Raw genomic sequence first — 21,647 nt, 5'->3', positions numbered from 1 at the left:
AAGGCTAAATGAGCGCTCTGATGAACAAAACTTTTACTTACTCTCTAGCTGCCACTGCAATTTTTACGAGCTTAAATGCATTCGCAAGTGGCCTGTTTTTGCAAGAAGCTGTCGTTGCCAACGCTGGTACTACTGGCGCTGGTGATGGTGTTTACACTCGATCTGCAGCGGCGATGTGGACAAACCCTGCCACTATGTCTCACATGGGCGAAAGCAAAACGACCATCAACACCATGGCATTCGATCTTGAAATGAAGTATCAAGATAACGGTGGTAATCCAGATGGTAAAGCTCATTCCGTAATGCCGTCATTTGGTGCCTTCCACGCTCATCAAGTCACAGACAAATTACACCTTGGTATCGCGCTTGGCGCTGTTGGCGGCTCTAGCCTTGATTACGGCAGTGATTGGGCGGGTGCTGCACTTCTAGAAGATATCACTCTTACTGCAATGCAAGTGAACCCATCACTGAGTTATAAGCTGAATGACCAATGGTCAGTAGGCGCGGGTGTGCAATTCAGTTGGGCTGCATTCCAACAAACAACGTCAATGCTTACTGCGAAGCAAGATACTGACTGGGCATACGGCTATAACCTTGGCGTAATGTACACACCGACAGATAAACTTAAGCTGGGCGCAAGTTACCGTTCTAAGCTAGAGCATGAGTTTAACAATGATGTAAATGGCGTTATTAACCAAGGCGTATTGAATTCATTATCAACTGATATTGCTTTACCTGAAATCATCGATGTCAGTGCGAGCTATGCTTTGAACTCTCAACTTGACCTGCTTGCTAGTATTCAGTTCCACCGTTGGAGTGAATGGGATACAACCGTTCTTGATTTTGGAATAGCAGGAAGTCCAATTAATGGTGTTCCGATTGAGCGTGACTGGGATGACGTTTGGAAATTTGCGGTAGGTGCGGATTATCAATTGAATTCAGACTGGCGTTTGAAAGCTGGCTTCTCTTACGAAACTTCTCCGCAAGACGATCCGTCAATGCAATGGGTTGACCTTCCTGTGGGTGAACAGTACCGCTACTCAGTTGGCGCATCTACCTACTGGGACGACATCTTAATTGATGTGTTCTATGAATACGCTGATTTGGGTTCAGTTGAGATGGATCGATATGGTCGATTTGGTCAAGTTAATCTGTTGAATGGTTCGTTCGATGGCCGTATCCACTTTGTTGGTGTTAGCGCGACCTTCTAATGACATTACGTAATCTACTAATCATTACTTTAGTGTCTTTATTTTCAACGGGTGCTTTTGCTGAAGAGAAGCACCCTGATGATCCGACTAAAATCGTAACCAAAGCTGGCGTTGCTTATAACGAAGATCTGCAGTTCTCTGGGTCTATTGGGCTTGATGAAGCACGAATGATCAATGCTCGTGTTAACGCAGATGGCGAAGAATGGCGAATAGGCGGCTCATGGCTGTTGCCTATGGGTATTGTTAACTTCAACTTTAGCCGTTCTGAATATGACAACGATGCTTATAAGAACAACTACAGTATTGGCACATTTATACCACTGAGCTATTTCGATATTGAGCCGTTCGGTTGGCAAATCTTCCCTATGGCTGGCTACAGTTATAATGATGGCGAAGTGGCGGTTTTCGATGATGATAACGTTGGCTCTGATTATGTATTGATGCCGAGTTCAACACATGGTGGCTACATTGGTGCCTTTGGTTTAAAAACGATTACGGATGAGTGGTCGATTATGGGCTTCGGTGGCGGTTCAATGGGGTCTGATGATTATTCAGGGTATTGGGCAGGCGTCGGTGCTAGCTACAAGTTGAGTGACGCTCAATCATTCAACTTCTTCACTATTTTTGCTGAGGACGATTTCGGTGAAAATAACAGTGTTGGCGCGTCTTACACCTATGAGTTCAAATAACTGTTAGCAGGCAGAAATTCGCAGGTGGACACCTCTCGTAAGAACCATTGACTTAGTCCAGATTAAATTGAACAAAGTCGCTTATTAAAACTTAGCGACTTTCTTTTGTTACCATTTCTCCAATCTTTTTTATCTCTTTTTGATGCTTTCTATATCTTTCTCACATGAGAGTGCCGCTCTCTTAATCTAGATTAAGTTTTCGCTGCCTTATTCTCTGTAGTATCCGCCTGAATCAGTGCCCATGCTTAATGGGTAACTTGCGTAACACGATTTTGAGAGGAAGACACTTGAGCACTTTGTTTACAGAAACCCACATTGGCAAGATGACACTAAAGAATCGCTTCATGAGAAGTGCAACGTGGGAAAATATGGCCACCGAAGATGGGCATATGACAGATAAACTGTACGCTATCTATGAAGAGTTGGCTCAAGGTGAAGTCGGCCTGATCGTGACGGGCTACGCGAACATTGTTGAAGAAGAAAAGCCGAATGCAGGCATGATGGGTATGTATAACGACTCATTCATTGAAGAGTATCAAAAGCTGACTCAACTGGTGCACGACAACGACTCTAAAATCGTGATGCAATTAGCTTATGGTGGCACCAAAACCACGCATGATCTTGGCGAACGAGTGATCTACGCACCAAGTGAGGTTCCAGAAAAAGGCACTCAAACACTAGGTAAAGCGATGACCAAAGACGAGATCGACTACATTGTTGATGCGTTTGCTCAAGCGTCTTTGAGAGCACAAAAGTCAGGCTTTGATGGCGTTGAAATTCATGCCGCTCACACTTACCTGATTAACCAATTTCTAAGCCCTTATTACAACCAACGTGAAGATGAATACGGCGGTAGCTTAGAAAACCGCATGAGATTTTTGTTAGAGATCTATACCGCGACACGTAAGCTGGTGGGTGATGATTTCCCTATCTTGGTTAAGCTCACGGCATCCGAGTTTTTTGAAGGTGGCGTCACCTTTGAGGAAACACGTATTGTCTGTAAAAAGCTTGAACAAGTGGGTGTGGATGGCATTGTCGTGTCAGGCAATATTCATGGCAAAGCAGACACTATGATTGGCGAGTCGCACGATGGTTTTACCATTCAAGCTGAAGGCTACTTCCATGAGTATGGTCACGCGATTAGCCAAGACGTTAATATCCCAGTGATCACGGTTGGTGGTCTAACGGATTTTGATGCTATCGAAGCGATTGCAAACAACACGGGCATTGAGTACTTCGCGCTTTCAAGACCGCTGCTTTCTGAACCCCATTTAGTGAAGCGTTGGAAGGAAGGGGATAGAAGCCCTGTTGAATGCGAACGATGCTCTAAGTGTCGTACTAAGCGCGGTAACTTCTGCGTGGTGAATAAAGACAGAAAAGTACAGCTTGCACGCATGTAGTCGCTGAGCCCAGCTCCAAGCGAGCTCCGAAGTTTATAGCTGAGTCTAAGTTTGAGCCTGTGTAATCGCGCAGGCTTTTGTTCATTCCGTATTCCACGAAACGAAATTTGAAACCTTATTAATCACATCTTCCTCTCAAATTGGCGCGACTAAACAGTTACACTACGCCTGTAAATTATCCAACCAAGTTATCGATAAAAACTGAGTAAACTTTGAAACTACTTCCTCTTCTTAAGCAACCTCGAATCCACTGACGTCTCTTTAGTTTTAGCGATATTGCTATGATTTAAGCGTGATACTCACTATTCATCCCAGTGAACCCTGTGTTTATAGGGCGTTAGTTTGTGCACCTTGGATTTGCATCGTCGAACATTTTGATAGTTAACGAATAAAACTTAATAGATCATTCAGAGGTAAAAATGCAAAAGAAGCATTGGTCCAAATTCGAGTTGCTGCATGAAGTCGTAACCAACCCCAATATTCACGTAAAAGGTCAACACAGTTATTACAGCGATTGCTGGGATAATGGGTTCGAGCAATCTGTCGTCCGTTATTTACATGGCGACGAAGTCAGCCGCCAGTGGGAGCCTCGATGGGAAATCGACGAACTCCATATCGGCGATTATGTCTGCATTGGCGCAGAGGTTGTGATTTTAATGGGTGGCAACCATACCCACAGAGTTGATTGGTTTTCGCTGTATCCATTTATGGATGTAATCGACGATGCCTACATTGGCAAAGGTGACACTCACATTGAAGATGGGGTGTGGTTAGGCATGAGAGCGATGGTGATGCCCGGTGTGACGATTGGCGAAGGCGCTGTGGTTGCAGCGAATAGTGTGGTGACTAAAGACGTCGCTCCATACAGCATTGTCGGTGGTTCTCCAGCTAAAGTCGTCAAATACCGCTTTGATGAGTCCGTTATTGACGAACTCATGTCATTCAAAATATACGAGTGGCCCTCAGATAAATTTGAAGCGCTGAAACCGTATTTATGTAACTCAGACTTTTCAAAGTTAAAGCAGGCGATAACGGATTACGACAATTGTTTGTAAGGAGCACTTGTAACGAGCGTTTGTAACGAGCGTTTTTAAGGTACGGGTATAGCCACAGATTTGTGTAGAAAGATCTGTGTCATATTTATATTGAAAAACACGTTAAATCAGTCCGTTACCTTGCAATACTCAACATGGTGTACCAATCTTATTTCATAAGCATGGATAAGGATTGTGTATGCCCGCAAGTTCAATGAAAAACAAAGGGGTGGTGGGGAAAGTCTTACTGCCTTCTTTACTCATAAATCTTCTCTCTCTCGCCGTTCCGTTAACGGTTTTGCAAATTTACGATCGTATTTTACCTAACCAAAGTTACGGTACTGCCACTTTGTTGTTGGCGGGTGCAGCGTTGGCTGTTGCCATGGAAGCATTGATCCGGTTTGTGCGTACTTGGCTTTTGTCAGCCGCGGCCAGCAATACCGAGAAAGCGACCTATCAAACTTTGGTTGAAAGAGTAACAACGGCTTCATCAGGCCATCTCCGCCACATTGGTGTTGGCGGCGTGGAAGAGGGGCTTGGTTCTGTATCCAAAGTCAAAGATTGGTATTCCGGTGGTGTGATTGCAGGCTTTATTGATTTGCCTTTTGCCTTGATCTTCTTGGGCTTGGTGGCTTACATCGGCGGTGAGCTGGTGGCGATACCTTTGGCAGTTTGGCTGATTACTCTCGGAATCGTTTGGTTATCTTCTATTCGCGTTAAAAGCTTAAGTGAAGAAGCTTCCCAAGATGAGCAGGAGCGAAAAGCGTTCTTGATTTTACTGAGCCAAACCATTCAAGGAATCAAACGTCAGGCTGTTGAGTCTCGAATCTTCAATCAGTTTAAATCCCTCAATAACGTTCGCTCTCAGTCTAAAGCGAGAGAAGAAGAACAGAACGCCTTTGCCCAAGAATGTATTCAGCTTGCCGCATTAGCCACGTCAGTTTTACTCGTAATTACGGGGAGCTTGTGGGTGTTGGATGGTCAGTTAACTACTGGTGGCTTGGCGGCATGTTCTATCTTATCTGGCAGAGCGGTTGCGCCTTTGAGTGCTCTGGTTGGGGTTAGAATCAAGCTTAATTCAATACACAGTGCCAATCAGGCAATAGAAAAATTGAGTGACTTATCATTATCGGAATCTTCAGATTCTGAGCAAGTTGAGAACCACTTATCTGACTTTGAGACGTTGGAAATCAAGCAAGCGACCGTTGAAAGATATGGTGAACTCTCTCATGCAGATGTCACACTGAATAAAGGTGAGTTGGTTTTGTTAGAGAGTGAGGATCGCCACACCAACAGTCATTTATTGTCGTCGATTGCAGGTATTGATGATCTAAAAGCGGGTGAGTGCTTCATTAACGGAGCTGCAGTTTCAATCGCATCCGTAACCAATATTGCTGCCTACTGTGGCGTTAAAGGGCAGTTGGTGTCGGGTACTATTCTCGACAACTTGTGCGGGTTTGACCCTGAGAAAACGCAAAGCGCCAGTGACTATGCAAAGCGTTTGGGTTTAACCAAAGAGATTACTCGATTACCCGATGGACTAGAGACACAAATTGGCCATACGAGTGCTTCTTTGTTGAGTATGGGTAACGTGAAAATGCTCAATATCGCGGCTCAATTGGCAAGTGATAAACCCATAATCATGTTGGAAAGGCCGGATTCTTCACTTGATTTAGACGCCCTTGGGAATCTAGCTAAGGTGTTGGAAGAAGAAGTAACGGCAGGACGCACGATACTGATGGTGAGCTACCATTCGAAGCTTCGCGAATTTGCTAATCGAATCATTACAGTGGAAAGTCGAGCTATTACGGTCGACAGCGAGAGCAATCAGGAGGCCGTCGTATGAATCGTTTAGATATTGGTAACCCTTCAGGTACGAACAACCGTGCAGATACCAGCGGTCGACAAGAGGTGATGAATCATTTAGAAACCGAGAGCCTTTCCGTTCTTAAGCAGTTGGAAGTTAATGCTAATATCCAGTTGTTCGCACATCAATGGGTCGATGAAAATGGCATTGAATCAATCGACGATATGTTTGCCTTGTTCGACAGGCTTGCACTGCCTTATCGCTTGGTTGCCAACCTAGATGAAGTTGGTGAACATAAATTGGTCTTACTGGTACTTGGTGAACATGAGCTGGTCTCTGGTCATTTGGAATCCAAGCAATTTGTTGCCTTTAATGCCAATAACGACATCACCGATGTCCCTCAGTTTTGTATTGTTATCGAAGGGCCACCATTAGAGAAGGCCTCTCCTGATTGGGTTGGTGAAAGGTTACATGCGTTTCGCCCCATCATTCCTAAATTGTTATTGGTCAGCTTTATCACTAACTTATTTGCGCTTGCTGTTCCCTTCATCACGATGTCGATTTATGACCATGTGATTGGTGGTGATGCAGGGCATGAGTTGCAAGGTATCGCCATTGGCGCGGCGTTGTTGTTTGTGATGATGGGTTGGTTGAGAACATTACGTAGCCGAGTGTTTGCTTCAGTTTCCAACCGAGTAAGTCGTGAGATTTCTCAATCCCTCGTGCAGCGTCTGCTTCGTAATAGCTATGCTCAAAATCAGCAAACAGCTTCTTCTAGTCAGCAAAACCAAGTGATGTTGTCAGAGCGTATTTCAGGTGTGCTATCGGGGCCATTAGGAAATGCGTTATTTGACCTACCATTCATTCTAATTTTTGTACTAGCGATAGGAGTTTTAGGCGGATGGTTGGTACTGGTTCCAGTCGTCTCTTTAATCCTTTATTACTTGCTAGCAAAACGCTCGATACGCTCTAGCAGCAAGCGCTCGATGCAATCGACAGTCGCAGGTACGAATCGTCAAAACATGACTAATGAGCTGTCATCCAAGCTTGCCTTTATTCGCAGTGCTGGATTCTCAGAGCACTGGATTCAACGTTTCAAAAAAGCCAATCTTCTTGCTTCAACAGTGACCTTTAATCAATCGGTTCTCCAGAGTCGGTACACCTCGATTTACTATTTCATTGGTGTGGGCTCGACACTCGCCGTGATGGGGTTAGGCATAGGACTTATTTTTGAACAAGTGATGACGCCCGGTGGTTTGATTGCTTCAATGATGTTGATATCTAAGGTGACGGGTCCTGCTCAGGTGTTGGCAAACAGCGCGATGCGTTTTAATAGCTTTAATCAATCCAAGCTGCAAGTGAACCGTATTTTGTCTCAGCCGTCTGAGCGTGAATTCAGTTACCAGCATCACCCGTTACCCGTGGTAGCGCCTAACTTGAAATTAGACCAAGTGACGCTGCGCTATCCCAAACAGAGTCGCCCCGCTTTGAATGGTGTGAGTTTTGATATTGAAGCCGGTGAAGTTGTCGCGATTACCGGCCCTTCTGGGAGCGGTAAATCAACATTAATTGAAGTGCTGTCTGGCTTGCAGCCTATCCAAAATGGCATGGTCGAGCTTGAAGGCGTTAACCTCGTTCAATACGACCCGCAGCTTTATCGCCACTGGTGTTTCATTCGAGCCGCATATCCTGATTTGCTTACGCTGAGTATTCGAGAGTGGCTAAACGACGGTCACAAAGTCAAAGATCAGAAAATGATCTCTGCAATTGAAATGGTCGGCGGAAAGCGTTGGTTCGAGACATTATCAGGTGGGCTCGATACTTCCATCAGCAGTATTCAGCCGGACAGCCTTTTTGACATGTTGTCTGGCAGCGTCGCGCAGATCCTAATTGATGCAAAAGCGCTGGTTTATGACTACCCAATGTTCTTAATGGATAATCCTGTGCCTGATGCTCACCCAAATGCTAAACGTATATTTGGTGAGTTTGTGCAGTCGAAAAAAGGAAAAGCAACGGTGATTTACACGTCCCACGATCCGGATTTAATCAAGCTTGCCGATAAAGTGGTGGTATTAAATGAAGGTGCAGTGGTTTATGCCGGTCCATTAGAGCCGGAGCAGTCTTCGAAGCAGGAACAGCCTTCAGAGCCTCAAGCTTCTCAAGAACCGCAGTTATCTGAGCAACCGTTATCTCAAGAGCTACAGCCGTCAACTCAAGAGGCGTCTGCTCAACAAAATGCAGCCCAACAAGAACAATCAGAGTCTAAGCAAGGAGTCGCTAATGACTAAACAATCTATCGAGAAGGGCAAGCGCTACGGTGAGCTTGTTGAATCACAAAATACGGCTCGTACATTGGCGCTGGCCACATGGTCGGTTGCCTTATGTGTTATTGCTTTTGCCACTTGGTCTGTAGTCACTCAAGTTGATGAAATCGCCAAAGCCAAAGGTGCTGTGATTCCGGAAGGCGAGAAGCAAGTATTACAAAGTGCGATTGGCGGTAAGTTAAAGCAAATTCTTGTTAAAGAAGGCCAGTTGGTAGAGAAAGGCCAGCCGCTTGTTGAGTTTGATGCCACTTTCCAGCGTACCGCCCTTGAAGAGCTAAAGTCCCAACAAGTGACGCTTCTAGCCAGTGTGGAACGTATGAATGCGCTGCTTGAGCAACGTGAGCCTAACCTTGCTGAGTTTGAGGTCGATTACCCAGAGATCGTCAGCCAGCAAAAAGCGCAGCTGAACGCGCAAAAAGCCCTCTACTTCCAAAAGCGTGTGGTGCTTGAGAAAGAGAGCGAGCAAATTGCAGAGCAGCTTCGTAGCGTAGAAAAGGCCTTGCCGAGTTATGAGAAAGAGTTAAATGCGACTAAGCAAGAGTTGAACATACTGGAGAAGGGTTATAAAGCGGGTAACATTTCACGTTTACGTGTGCTTGAAATGCGACAAAAATTGGCCAGTATCGAACAGAAAATCGAAGAAGCTCGTGGTAAGAAGTCGGTATTGATTAGACAAGCTGACAGTAATGACCAAAAAATCATACAGCTTCTGGCGGAAGCGAAAGCTAAAGTGAGCGATGATCGTTCTAAAGCCGTATCTGACTTATCAGCATTGAATGCTAGAGTTCGTTCAAGCCAAGCTAAATTGACGAACACTATGTTAGTGTCACCGCTACAAGGCTTGGTGCAAAGCATACCAAGCACGCAGGATGGTGGTGTTATTCAGCCGGGTGGCACGGTAGTTGAAATTGTGCCTGTCGGAGGGAACGCTGACTTCAAAGCACGTTTGTCCCCAAGAGATATTGGTTTTGTGAGTGTTGGGCAGCCCACTCGAGTCAAGATTGATGCGTTTGATTACAGCCGCTTTGGGGCTTTAAAAGGGGCGGTAGAGAGTATTTCACCGACCACAAGTCAAAGCGAACGTGGCGAGATCTATTATGAAGTTGTAGTGTCGGTTGATACGCCTTACTTCCGTGATAACCCTGAAAGCTTTTCCATACTGCCGGGTATGACGGGTGAAGTAGACATCACAACTGGCGAGAAGTCGGTGTTCCAATACTTATGGAAACCGATTTATACCAATGTTAGCGTGGCGTTTGGAGAGAGGTAAAGTCCTCCACTCTGGCTTGCATAAAAAAGGAGCACATGCCGTGCTCCTTTTTTTATCTAACCGAAGGGGTGATGTTCTAGTTATTTGGGTCTATGTCAGGCAATCCGTCAATATCATTATGATGGTGTAAAGAATCATCAAAAGATGGGCTTTCGGTATGGTGAGACAGTGCGTCACTCATACTGTCGTCAGTTTGCTCAGCCCCATAAGCACTCTCGGCATCACTGAAAATGATATCGATATCATGCGCTACTGGTACATTGTGTGACGGTGAATCTATAGACGGCGAGTCAGCATTAATACCCAGAGCGTCTAGGTAAGCATGGGCACCAGAACGCTGTTCGTGTTCGCCTATCGCTGTATGTTCTAGGTTTGCCGTCACCTCATCAAAATTAAGAGTAACTTCATCAGGGGTGCTGAAAGAGGCATCCGGTTCATCCGCTTGGCTCATGCCGGGTGCTGGAGGAGGTGGTGGAGCGATTGGCGATAAATCCATGCCAGTTAGTGTGGTTTGGTCAATGTGATGTCCGCTGTTTCCATGGACGGATTGCGAGTGCAAATGTAGGTGCACCGCGACTTGTGAATTTTGATTACCCCCTAACGTCAAAACAAAGGAGTCGGTTTCGTCTGTACCATTACCGTAAGAGCCTCCTGTATGTGTCTTAACGACGCCTGATGAAGGTTGTTGGTAATCGTAACTCAACTCTCCCGTTGCAGGATTGACATGCAAAGTACCAAATTGACCGTGTAATGCAGTGAGAGAATGTCCGTGGTGATCTGATATTCCCCAGCCTGTCATCGGCGTAGGCGTTCCTTGGTGAATAATCGGAGGGAAACCGATTGAGGCATGTAAATCTTGATGTCCAGCACTACCCGATATTTGTGCTGGTGCAACCAAAGTCGGCATAGGGGGAATATCGCTGTGACCATTAATACTCATTTCGATCTCTTGTTGGGTGACACCTCCATGGCCATCATCCACTAATATTGAAAATTTATCCGTTAACTTATCACCATCATTTAATGCATTTACTTTGGCATTATTATTATTGAGGGTGTAAACCCAAGTTTGGCTATTGTTGTTATAACTGACAGAGCCATATTGTGGTGGATGCTGTGAGTCAATGCTTACAGCATGTTGATCGCTATGATCAACATCACTGATAATAATTTGCCCAGAGGTCGCATTTGCAGCATCTTCATCAATGTTATGTGCACCTGCGATAACTTCAGAAATTATTGGTTTATCATTAGTACCATGGACATAGAGGGTAATAACCTGCTTATCACCGCCAGCAGTCGTTACTTCATATTGAACCTGCTCGACTTGCCCTGCCGCTAAGTGTTGAATATTGGCATTGGGAACCGAATAAGCCCAATCACCGGCTTTTCCAATGGTCAGGTGACCGCCATAGGGATCACTGATCGCATGGGCATTACGAGTGTCGTAAAAATGATCTTCACCGGCATCAGGATCGATAACATTCAACACGCCAGTGACAAATATCGTATGTTGGGCATCACCTTGTATGTGGCGATCTTCTGTTATTTGACCGCTTTTATCTCCGGCGAAGATCGCAGCATCGCCAACTGCCGAGAGTGTTGTTGATGCACCGGTGTGGGTCACACCACCGTGGGCATCTTTGACGTCATAGCTAAAATGGACATCGCCGTTATAGTCTTTTTCTGGCGTAAAGGTAAAGGTGCCATCGCCATTAATTAATATCGAACCATGGTCGGCGTGTAGGTTTTCAATGGATAGTTTGCCAATATCGTTATCATCGATATCAGTTGTGTTAGCCAGTAGCAGTGCTGGGGTGAGGACAATTTTGCTATCTTCTAAGCCATTCGCTAAACGCACTTCAGCCGAGGCAATTGGCGCATCATTGGTGCCATGAACGGTCACTGTAATATCTTTTTTAGCACTGCCATCGATAGATTCAACGGTAAAGGTTTGCTGGAAGCTTTCCCCTGCGCCTAAATGTTGGACTTTATCATTGTCAATATCGTATGACCAATGGCCCTTTGCGTTGATATTGAACCGACCACCTTCGGCGGTGGTGATGGTTTGTGCAATAAAACCGGCTTGGTCGTGATCGGGGTCAATCACGTGTAACGTGCCACCACTGCTGAGCTGATTAGTGGTATTGCCAAAGGAAGTGTGATCTTCGTAAACATGATTATTGAGGCTGGAGTAGGGCGTCACTGCAATTTTTGCTTGGTTATCTTCACCGGTCACCTTCACCATAATGGTGAGCTTTTGACCATCAGTGGTTTCGACTTCGTAGGGGAGCTCCATCGACTCGCCAGCATGTAGGCTACTGATTAGATCGTCCGGATGATGATTGGTGCCTGTATCTAATCTGAATTGATAAGTGCCATTAGGCCAAACATCAAGGTGACCAGGTGCAAAACCTTGACCTAAATACTTCCCGCTAAATACAAACTGAGTGTTATCACCACTATCAGGGTCAATCAGCTGAAGCTGGCCTCTATAGGATTTAAATTCACTATCCAGCGCTTGTGTTTCAGTGAGCTGAATGACATTAGAAACCAGTGTGGCTTTATCATCTGTCCCGGCAATCGTAAGCGTGGCGGTTTGTTGCGTACTTCCACCATGGCCATCTTCTACTTGATAGGTGATAGCGATTTGTTGCGACTGACCATTGGCCAAATGGTTAAATGCGGGATCAGTGGCATCAACAATTAATGTATGACCATCAGTATCTAAGGTGATACCTGCGGGGATTTTCCCTGCCTGAAGTTGACCATCGATGGCATATTCAAGGTGACTGACGCTTAAAGCGTCGCCGTCTTTGTCTGTGGCACCTACTAGCAGATTGAGGGTGTGATGATTATCGACCCCCTCACTGACACTGTCGGTTAAAGGTGTCACATCAGGGTTGTCGTTAACCGCAGCTAAGTTGGTGGTTGCGCCGGTGTGGGTTACACCACCGTGTGCATCTTTGACGTCATAGCTAAAGTGCACCGCGCCGTTGTAGTCTTTTTCTGGGGTAAACGTAAACGTACCATCGGCATTGTTTAGAATAGAGCCATGGTCGACATGGAGGTTTTCAATGGTTAGCTTACCGGCGTCATTGGCATCCACATCGACGGTATTCGCTAATAGTTGCGCAGTGGTTAAGGTTTGGCGTGTATCTTCACTGGCATTTGCAAGCACCACTTCAGATGAACAGTAAGGTCTGTCGTTACTGCCGTGAATGGTGATGACAATATCGTGTGTTGTACCATCTTTTGAATGGACTGTAATCGTATCGGTTAGGCTTTGCCCTTCACCAAGCTGGTCAATTGCAGTGCCACGCGTTGTGGGTCTAGCACCTATACCTGATAGATGCCCAGCATCGGCATGGTAATGCCAGGTGCCATCGGTGAGTAAGATTAGATCGCCATAGGTGCCGTGATAGTCGTAACCATTGCTGCCTTGGCGTTCAAATCCTGACTCGCCTACATCGGGGTCTGTGATGGTCAGCTTGCCATCCGCATAGAGTGTTGTATTGCCAAGTGTGGCTATGCCTGAGTGAGCATAGTCAGGTGACATGTCGACACCCGCGCTGCTTTCGGTTATTGAACCAGTATCAACGCCAGCGATTTGGGCAGCATCGCCAACAGCCGAGAGCGTCGTTGATGCGCCAGTGTGTGTTGTACCACCATGCGCGTCTTTCACATCGTAGGTGAAGTGGACGCTGCCGTTGTAATTGTGGCTTGGAGTGAAGGTGAAGGTTCCATCGTGATTGTCTTGAATCGAGCCATGGTCAGCATGCAAATTAGCGATAGTGAGCTTACCTGCATCGTTGGCGTCTACGTCAACAGTATTAGCGATTAGCTCGGTTGCTGTGATGGTTTGAGCAAGATCTTCTTTACCGCTGTTCAGTTGCACTTCACCAGAACAATACGGACGGTCGTTATCGCCATGAACGGTGACAACAATATCGTGAGTGGTGCCATCAGCCGATTTGACGGTGACAGTATCCGTTATCGATTCACCTTGGCCGAGGTGATCAATCTTTCTACCTGTTGCGTCTTGGCCTATGGAAGCGTAGTAGCTCCAATCTCCGTTACTCTGAAGTATGACACGACCATGAGTGCCGTAATAAACGCCGGTTTGGGCATGGCTTTCACCGGAGTCTGGATCAACAATGTTCAGGTGACCATCAGTGTGTATTTCGTCGTTCCATAATTTGCCGATGTTTCCATGCATATGATCTGGTGAGCGATCATCGACGTAGCCACCAGACATTGTACCATCTGGTGCTGTATAGGTATGCCCTTCATGAACATCTCCAGTATAGACACCGCCGATAACGGCAGAATTATTAACCCCTGTAATCGTTATTGAGAGGTTTTGAGTGCTGCTCGCATTATGCTCGTCTGTGACTGTTACTGGAACAGTCAATGTCTTCGTGACACCTGATGCTAACGATTGATAGCTAGAGTGAGCAGGATCGAAGCTATAACTGCCGTCCGGATTAACCACCAAGCCATCAATCTGCGGTGCGCTGTAAGTCAAGGCCGCACCGGTATCAATATCTTGGCCAACCATTTGTCCATTTAGAACGCTTCCACCTTCAGTCACTGAGTGGGACTGAGCATTGATGGTTGGGGCATCGTTGGTACCATGAACCGTTAGCTCTATCGTGTGTGTTGTACCATCTGCTGAGCGTATAATGGCTGAATCGTGTTTAACTTCGCCTTGCGCTAAGTTCTGTATATTGCGGTTGTCGAGGGTATAGGTGTAGTGACCGTCGCGCATGAGCAGTATGTGCCCACCCAGTTTGGTGTCGTAGCCAATACCTTGATAGGTTTGTGAGCCTATATTCGGATCAAACTGTGCCTCTCCCTTATCAGGGTCTTGGATGTTTAATCTGCCGTCGTAATGCAGTTGGTAGTGGGTATCTATATAGCCGCGATCTTCAGTTACTCCCCGTAAGTCTGCATTGGCTTGTGCGTCGGTAATAATCGCGTTATCTGGAGTTGCGATAAGATCAAACTTAGCTTGAGTGCTGACGCTGCCCCCATGGCCGTCAACCACATCATAGGTGAGTCGAATCTCACCATTGAAATCTTTATCTGGCGTGAAGGTATAAGTGCCATCTTTATTATCAGTCAGGCTACCGTGTGTCGCTTGCAAATTTGTCACGTGCAATACATCGCTACTATCCACATCGCTTGCATGTGTTAGCAAGTCAGAAGCCTTGATGGTTACGGGTTGATCCTCTTTACCCGCAGGAAGCTGAGTCCACGCACTGACAATTGGTTTGTCGTTGCTGCCTTGCACATCGATAACGACTTTATGAGGGACTGTCGCTCCTGTTGAATCGGTAGCGGTGATCCAGAATGATTCAGACTGATGTTCACCAGCCGCGAGTTTATCCGCGGCACCGCCGGTTGAATTGTCTAGCTGATAGTGCCAATGACCATGCTGATCAATCGACAGCGTTCCCCATTGACCTTGGGGTTGATTGATTGCCCACGTAACGGTGTCGGACTTATCTATATCAGTCGCGATTAAGCTCCCTGTCGCATCGGGGTTTCCTGCCGTGTTCAAGCCCTGTTCGATCACCGCGCCACTTGAGGTACCTGAGATAGTAGGGCGGTCATTGGTGCCGTTAATCGTCACTTTGATGGTGGACGGTGTGCCATCTACAGACGACACCGTGAAGGTTTCTTCGACTTTATCGCCGACGTTTAATTGATTAAACGCGCTGTTGGCGGTGAAGACCCAATGACCATTAGTATCAATAGTCAGGTCACCGTTGGTGCCTGAAATCGAATCCGGCGTGAACGCATTATCTGGATTATCCACGTCGGTACTGGTCAATGTTCCTGAAGTCGTTACTGCTTTGTCGGTTTCATCGATAGCAACGGTCGCACTGCTGACAGTAGCGGCGTCGTTAGTGCCGTTAATCGCGACTTTTATGGTCGAAGGTGTGCCATCAACAGACGATACAGTGAAGGTTTCTTCGACTTTATCGCCGATGTTTAATTGATTAAATGCGCTGTTAGCGGTGAAGAACCAATGACCATTGGCATCAATAGTCAGGTCACCGTTGGTGCCTGAAATAGAATCCGGCGTAAACGTGTTGTCTGGGTTATCCACGTCAGTACTGGTGAGGGTTCCAGAAGTTGTTATAGCGCTGTCCGTTTCATCCACACTGACTGTTGCGGTACTGACTGTCGCTGCATCGTTAGTACCGTTAATCGTGACTTTAATGGTCGAAGGGGTGCCATCAACGGAAGTGACGGTAAAGGTTTCTTCGACTTTATCGCCGACGTTCAGTTGATTAAACGCGCTGTTGGCAGTGAAGCTCCAATGACCATTGGCATCAATAGTCAGGTTACCGTTGGTGCCTGAAATAGAATCCGGCTGGAAAGCATTGTCTGGGTTATCTACGTCGGTACTGGTTAGGGTGCCTGAGGTTGTTACCGCTTTGTCGGTTTCATCGATAGCGACGGTCGCACTGCTGACAGTAGCGGTGTCGTTAGTACCGTTAATTGTCACCTTGATAGTGGACGGTGTTCCATCAACAGACGACACCGTGAAGGTTTCTTCTACTTTATCGCCGACGTTTAACTGATTAAACGCGCTGCTCGCGGTGAACACCCAATGACCATTAGCATCGATAGTCAGGTCACCGTTGGTACCTGAAATAGAATCCGGTGTAAACGTGTTGTCTGGGTTGTCTACATCGGTACTGGTGAGGGTACCTGAAGCTGTTACCGCTTTGTTAGTCTCATCGATGGCAACGGTCGCGCTGCTGACAGTAGCTGCGTCATTAGTGCCGTTAATCGTCACTTTGATGGTCGACGGTGTGCCATCAACAGACGATACCGTGAAGGTCTCTTCGACTTTATCGCCGACGTTTAATTGATTAAACGCACTGTTGGCGGTGAACACCCAATGCCCATTAGCATCAATAGTTAGGTCGCCATTAGCTCCAACAATGGAGTCTGGCGTAAATGTGTTATCAGGATTATCAACATCGGTACTGGTTAACGTGCCTGATGTCGTTACCGCTTTATCAGTCTCATCCACACTGACTGTTGCGGTACTGACTGTCGCTGCATCGTTAGTGCCATTAATCGTCACTTTGATCGTCGACGGTGTGCCATCAATAGACGAGACAGTGAAGGTCTCTTCGACTTTATCGCCGACATTCAATTGATTAAACGCGCTGTTAGCTGTGAATACCCAATGACCATTGGCATCAATGGTGAGATCACCGTTGGTACCGGAAATGGAATCGGGTGTGAACGCATTGTCTGGGTTATCCACGTCGATACTGGTTAGGGTGCCTGAGGTGGTTACCGCTCTGTCGGTTTCATCGATGGCAACGGTCGCACTGCTGACAGTAGCGGCGTCGTTAGTGCCGTTAATCGTGACTTTGATGGTCGACGGTGTGCCATCAATAGACGAGACAGTGAAGGTTTCTTCGACTTTATCGCCGACGTTCAATTGATTAAACGCACTGTTGGCGGTGAAGAACCAATGACCATTGGCATCAATAGTCAGGTCACCGTTGGTGCCTGAAATAGAATCCGGTGTAAACGCATTATCTGGATTATCCACGTCAGTACTGGTTAGCGTGCCTGATGTCGTTACCGCTTTATCGGTTTCATCGATGGCAACGGTCGCGCTACTGACAGTAGCTGCGTCATTAGTGCCATTCACCGTAATCGTAACTTGATGTGTTGTGCCATCGGCAGAATGAACGGTGATGGTGTCGGTAGCGGTTGCTCCTTTACCTAATGCTTGAACGGCAGGGTTTTTATTATCAAGATCGTACGTCCAAGAACCAGTATCGGTCAGATGAAGCGTACCAAACGAGCCTACGATATCGGTGTGAGAGAAGTGTGCCTCGCCAGTATCCACATCCGTTACCGCAAGTGTGCCCGAGGTCTGAAGTTGGGACTCTTCGGTTACCACTCCAGCACTTGTTCCGCTTATCACTGCTTTATCATTGGTGCCGATAACGGTAATTGTAATTTGATGAGGAGTGCCGTCGGCGGAGTGGATGGTTATGATGTCTGTTGTCGCAGAACCTTGACCAAGAGCTTGAACTTGTGGTTTTTTATTATCTAGGTCATAGGTCCAATCGCCATTGTCTTTAAGGTGTAAAGTACCCAGTGTCCCCTTGAGGTCGGAATTAGAAAAATGCGCCTCTTTTGAGTCGATATCGGTGATGTTGAGTTGGCCCGAAACCGTTAGGTTTTTATCTTCAGTAACTTGGCTTGAGCCATTACTTTTCCCGATAGCCAAAAACGAACTTGGTGAATTTGCTGTACTACTCGTGATTACCGCATGGTCGTTGGTGCCATTAATCGTAACCATAACTTGATGCGCTGTGCCATCAGCTGAGTGAACAGTGACGATGTCTGTCGCAGTTGAACCTTGGCCAAGTCTTTGAACTACTGGGTTATTGTTGTCTAAACTGTATGTCCACGCACCGTCTTTGGTGATGCTTAGCGTACCGAAATTGCTAGTTACTTGTGATGCCTGAAAATGATCTTCTCCAAGATCTGAATCTGTTACCGAAAGCTGCCCTTGAACTTGTGTCGTTAAATCTTCAGTTAACGTGCCTGCATCCACACCTGTGATAACGGCGTTGTCGTCGTTCCCACCAATCGTCATATCGATGGTTTGCGGTGTGCCGTCTTTGGTGTGAATAGTGAAGCTTTCGTGCAATGAAGTGGCTGCGGTTAAAGCTTGAACATTAGAGAGCGAGTTATCAACTTGATACTGCCAATGTCCATCAGCATCGATAGTTAATGAACCATATTTACCTGAGATAACTTCCGGTGTAACCGAACTTTCATTTTGGTCAGGGTCTATGACATCGATTTTGCCGTTGGCATGTAACAAGCCTTGTGAATCAATATTGTGATCTTCTGTTACGACACCTGTTAAGTCTCCAGAAATACTTGGCGTGTCTTGCTTACCTGTTACTGGTATCTGGACAATGATGCTCGAGCCATTAGATAGATGTAACGCAAAATGATCAGTACCTGGTTGGTGCTGGTTTAACAGGATGTATTGAGGAGAATTTGGATTCAATACGAATGTGTATTGACCATTTGCATCAACATGAAGCTCTCCGTACGTACCTTTTATGACTTCTGGCATAAAGGTGACGGGTAAAGCGGGCGTCGTAGGCGCATTCGAATGAGTTGGCTGGCTGTTACTTCCAGAAGAAATGGCTGGGATAGATACCGAAGGAACGTAATGGACTTGCGGGTGAGAAAGTGTCGATAAATGATGAGAAGGAACCAAGTTAGAGCTCGAGCCATGGGGGTCGTGACTTGCACTTAAGGTTGAGTTTACGTCGTTGTCACTCGCCTGAGCGTCTTGGAGAGCAACCGCTGATGAGTCCGCCTTGCTATGGTCATCGGTGACATCTTTTTCGGTCACGTTATTTGCGGTTACTTGATCTGCAGCGTCGCTGGCATTGTCTATACTTTCTGCAGCAGCGTGTTTAGCCAATGATGGCAAAATCATCATGAGTGACTGAAAAAGTGGGATATTCACTTTTAGATGTGAATGCAGTCTGCGCTTCTTTTTTTGTGTTGGTTTCTTTTGTTCTAGCTCGTTACTTTTCTTATTTTTGATTTCTGTATTTTTCTTGTTTGCTTTGACGTTTTTTTTGTTAGTCATTTTTATCATCCGTGAATCGTGGTTGCACTATTTTAAGTAAAATACACAGATAGAGGTTTCGCTAGCTAATTGGATAATTTTTAAAGAAAAAACTGCAAAGTCGAAGAATTATCTCATTTTGATGAAAGAGAGGATGAATACTTTTTCAACGGTCAGGTAAATATCGGCACAATGGCATTGACCTTACCCTAAGGGGAACGTTTATAGTTGCGTTGTAAATTCAAAGGTAAGCTATGACAAACACATTCCGAAAAACTTGGATTATTGTTTTCAGCATCATTGTGATGTTGATGTCTAGCTATGCCTCAAGCTCCTCAGCCTTGATGACTGAAGTAATGATGATGGAAATGGGGTCGAGCAAGTCGGCTTGTTACCACAGCGATACTTCGGTTAATGATTCAATGGCGGGGTGTCATGTGATGAGTGAAGAAGTACACGCTGAAGACTCTAACATGAGTGCCCATGCTTTGATGGCTCAATGCGATATGTCTTCAATGAGCGAAGACGGTAGCTCGATGATGGGTAACCATTGTTCGAGTGTCGATTGCTGTGCCTCAATGTGTTCTGCAAGTCCCTATCCAATTCAGGCTGTTCAAGCCGTTGATCAACTTTCCTTTTCATTAGCTCGTTTTCAATCGGTCACGATTGGCCAGAAAGTCGCACGCGCTCAATCTTTGCTACGCCCACCTTCCGCATAAATCTATATCTAAAAATACAGCTCTATCAGTTAGATAAATCTGATAAGCCATTCTTTTTTATGCGCTAATTAGCGTTAGATATGGACATTCATTGTGAATATGAAACCAACAACCTCTGTGTTTGTCATGAACACGAGCTTAGTGGTTGCTGCTACCTTGCCTATGGCCTTGTTTTCAAGTGCTACGCTCGCGGCTACCACGGCGTCAGCTTCAAATGCTCAACACATTTCAGCACATGACCAAGCAAGCTCGACGCAGCAACTCAATACACTGATTGAGATTGCTTTAAGCGAAGATGGAAATCGCAAACAGTACTTTGCTCAGTCTCAAGCGATGCGAGAAACGGGCATTGCCAGCTCGACCTTAATGGACCCGAAATTGAAAGTTGGATTTGGCGGTTTGCCTGTCGATAGCTTTCAATTCGACGAAGACCCGATGACCAATATATCGGTAGGGTTGATGCAGCAGTTTGAGCGTGGCGATACGCTTAACCTTCAACAAAAAAAGGCAGGCCAACAGGCAGATGCTTTAGCTTTGCAGGTGCAAGCAAGAGAATTGACGGTTGCGAATAGCATGACGCAGCTTTGGCTTAAGTTAGGTTATCAGCAAAAGGCTGAGTCGGTGATTCGTCAAAATCGTCGTTTGTTGGTTGAGCTTGAAAACTATGTACAAACCAATTACTCGATTGGTAAAAGCGAAGCGCAAGATCTGCTTAATGCTCAGCTCCAAGTGAGCAAGCTTGATGAGAAACTTCAGGCAAACCAGCAGGTTCAGCGTCGTCTAATCTCTCAGCTTTCTGAATGGTTGGGTTCTGATTGGCTAGGCTCTCAGGTTCTTGATTCTCAGGGCACACTGAATGCAACTAACCAAATCGATTGGTCATTGTTAGAAAGCAAATTAGCGACCAATATCGATTCAACCAAGCACTACCAGTTACTGACTGACCATCCTTTGGTTAAGATCTCCGATGTCAGTATTTCCTCTAATCAAACTCAGGTTGAGTTAGCCGAGCAAGCTTATACCCCGCAATTTGGGGTGGAAGTGATGTATGCACACCGTCAAGCCAATAACATGGCGGGTGAACCAGCTTCTGATCTGGTGAGTGCTTATCTGACAGTCGACATCCCGCTGTTTACAGGGAACCGACAAGATAAAAACTTATCGGCTGCTCAGTATCAAGTTGGTGCGGCTAAATCTCAAAAAGACACCTTACTTTCCCAAATGAACGCGCAAGTGAACGCATTGCTGGTGGACAGAGCAAATCTGATCCAGCGATTAGATCGCTATCAAACGTCCTTGCTTCCTCAAACTGCGGCACGAATCAGCGCGGTTGAAAGGGGCTATCAAAACAATACCGCTCAATTTAACGATGTCATTTTAGCAACGACCGATGAGCTGGCGCTTAAGTTAGAGCAACAACGTTTGATCACCGATCTCAACATCGTTAACAGCAAACTGGCGGCGTTAGTCAGTGGCTTTGAATACCAAGTAAACCAACCACAACTCAATTCAAGCGCAACTAAACACACAGCCAATCAATAAGG

Annotated in this window: 10 protein-coding genes; 9 read left to right on the top strand and 1 reads right to left on the bottom strand. The window is 46.0% G+C overall.

Features of this window, described 5'->3' with window-relative positions; genetic code table 11:
* The first annotated feature begins 20 nt into the window (after positions 1-20).
* The 7 genes from AB4133_RS09745 (at position 21) to AB4133_RS09715 (ending at position 9,735) form a co-directional block, all read left to right on the top strand.
* Positions 21-1,211 (top strand): OmpP1/FadL family transporter, encoded by a 1,191-nt coding sequence (locus AB4133_RS09745; RefSeq protein ID WP_017064441.1) that lies wholly within the window; start codon positions 21-23, stop codon positions 1,209-1,211.
* On the top strand, positions 1,211-1,900 hold the full coding sequence (locus AB4133_RS09740) for a hypothetical protein (protein WP_102393100.1): 690 nt from the start codon (positions 1,211-1,213) through the stop codon (positions 1,898-1,900). The genes AB4133_RS09745 and AB4133_RS09740 overlap by 1 nt, the downstream gene beginning before the upstream one ends.
* A gap of 287 nt (positions 1,901-2,187) precedes the next feature.
* A complete protein-coding gene (locus AB4133_RS09735) occupies positions 2,188-3,300 on the top strand; it encodes an NADH:flavin oxidoreductase (protein ID WP_032546839.1) in 1,113 nt (370 codons plus the stop codon).
* 419 nt (positions 3,301-3,719) lie between these two features.
* Positions 3,720-4,355, top strand: coding sequence for a CatB-related O-acetyltransferase (locus tag AB4133_RS09730; protein ID WP_017061734.1), 636 nt, complete (start codon positions 3,720-3,722; stop codon positions 4,353-4,355).
* 178 nt (positions 4,356-4,533) lie between these two features.
* Positions 4,534-6,180 (top strand): ABC transporter ATP-binding protein, encoded by a 1,647-nt coding sequence (locus AB4133_RS09725; RefSeq protein ID WP_017066510.1) that lies wholly within the window; start codon positions 4,534-4,536, stop codon positions 6,178-6,180.
* Positions 6,177-8,429 (top strand): ABC transporter transmembrane domain-containing protein, encoded by a 2,253-nt coding sequence (locus tag AB4133_RS09720; RefSeq protein ID WP_372224302.1) that lies wholly within the window; start codon positions 6,177-6,179, stop codon positions 8,427-8,429. Before AB4133_RS09725 ends, AB4133_RS09720 begins: the two co-directional genes overlap by 4 nt.
* The gene (locus AB4133_RS09715) at positions 8,422-9,735 is read left to right on the top strand and encodes an HlyD family type I secretion periplasmic adaptor subunit (RefSeq protein ID WP_017061737.1); all 1,314 of its coding nucleotides are present in this window, start codon (positions 8,422-8,424) and stop codon (positions 9,733-9,735) included. The genes AB4133_RS09720 and AB4133_RS09715 overlap by 8 nt, the downstream gene beginning before the upstream one ends.
* A gap of 76 nt (positions 9,736-9,811) precedes the next feature.
* Here the strand turns inward: AB4133_RS09715 and AB4133_RS09710 are convergent, their stop codons facing one another.
* Positions 9,812-19,405 (bottom strand): VCBS domain-containing protein, encoded by a 9,594-nt coding sequence (locus tag AB4133_RS09710; RefSeq protein ID WP_372224300.1) that lies wholly within the window; start codon positions 19,403-19,405, stop codon positions 9,812-9,814.
* Positions 19,406-19,638: 233 nt separating this feature from the next.
* On the opposite strand from AB4133_RS09710, the gene AB4133_RS09705 reads away from it, so the two are divergent.
* Together AB4133_RS09705 and AB4133_RS09700 are read left to right on the top strand one after the other, a co-directional pair.
* Positions 19,639-20,103, top strand: a complete 465-nt coding sequence (locus AB4133_RS09705) for a hypothetical protein (RefSeq protein WP_372224299.1) — start codon at positions 19,639-19,641, stop codon at positions 20,101-20,103.
* A 99-nt stretch (positions 20,104-20,202) separates the two neighbouring features.
* A complete protein-coding gene (locus AB4133_RS09700; RefSeq protein ID WP_372224319.1) occupies positions 20,203-21,645 on the top strand; it encodes a TolC family protein in 1,443 nt (480 codons plus the stop codon).
* The last annotated feature ends 2 nt before the right edge of the window (positions 21,646-21,647 follow it).

The sequence above is a fragment of the Vibrio sp. 10N.286.52.F8 genome, from assembly GCF_041468745.1.
GTDB lineage: Bacteria > Pseudomonadota > Gammaproteobacteria > Enterobacterales > Vibrionaceae > Vibrio > Vibrio crassostreae_C.
Note: the sequence above shows the minus strand (reverse complement) of the source record. Positions and strands in the feature narration are given on the sequence as shown.

Excerpts from the sequence above, each read along its gene's own strand:
- AB4133_RS09745 (WP_017064441.1), top strand. The coding sequence starts at position 21 with ATGAACAAAACTTTTACTTACTCTCTAGCTGCCACTGCAATTTTTACG.
- AB4133_RS09740 (WP_102393100.1), top strand. The coding sequence starts at position 1,211 with ATGACATTACGTAATCTACTAATCATTACTTTAGTGTCTTTATTTTCA.
- AB4133_RS09730 (WP_017061734.1), top strand. The coding sequence starts at position 3,720 with ATGCAAAAGAAGCATTGGTCCAAATTCGAGTTGCTGCATGAAGTCGTA.
- AB4133_RS09725 (WP_017066510.1), top strand. The coding sequence starts at position 4,534 with ATGCCCGCAAGTTCAATGAAAAACAAAGGGGTGGTGGGGAAAGTCTTA.
- AB4133_RS09720 (WP_372224302.1), top strand. The coding sequence starts at position 6,177 with ATGAATCGTTTAGATATTGGTAACCCTTCAGGTACGAACAACCGTGCA.
- AB4133_RS09715 (WP_017061737.1), top strand. The coding sequence starts at position 8,422 with ATGACTAAACAATCTATCGAGAAGGGCAAGCGCTACGGTGAGCTTGTT.
- AB4133_RS09710 (WP_372224300.1), bottom strand. The coding sequence starts at position 19,405 with ATGACTAACAAAAAAAACGTCAAAGCAAACAAGAAAAATACAGAAATC.
- AB4133_RS09705 (WP_372224299.1), top strand. The coding sequence starts at position 19,639 with ATGACAAACACATTCCGAAAAACTTGGATTATTGTTTTCAGCATCATT.
- AB4133_RS09700 (WP_372224319.1), top strand. The coding sequence starts at position 20,203 with ATGAAACCAACAACCTCTGTGTTTGTCATGAACACGAGCTTAGTGGTT.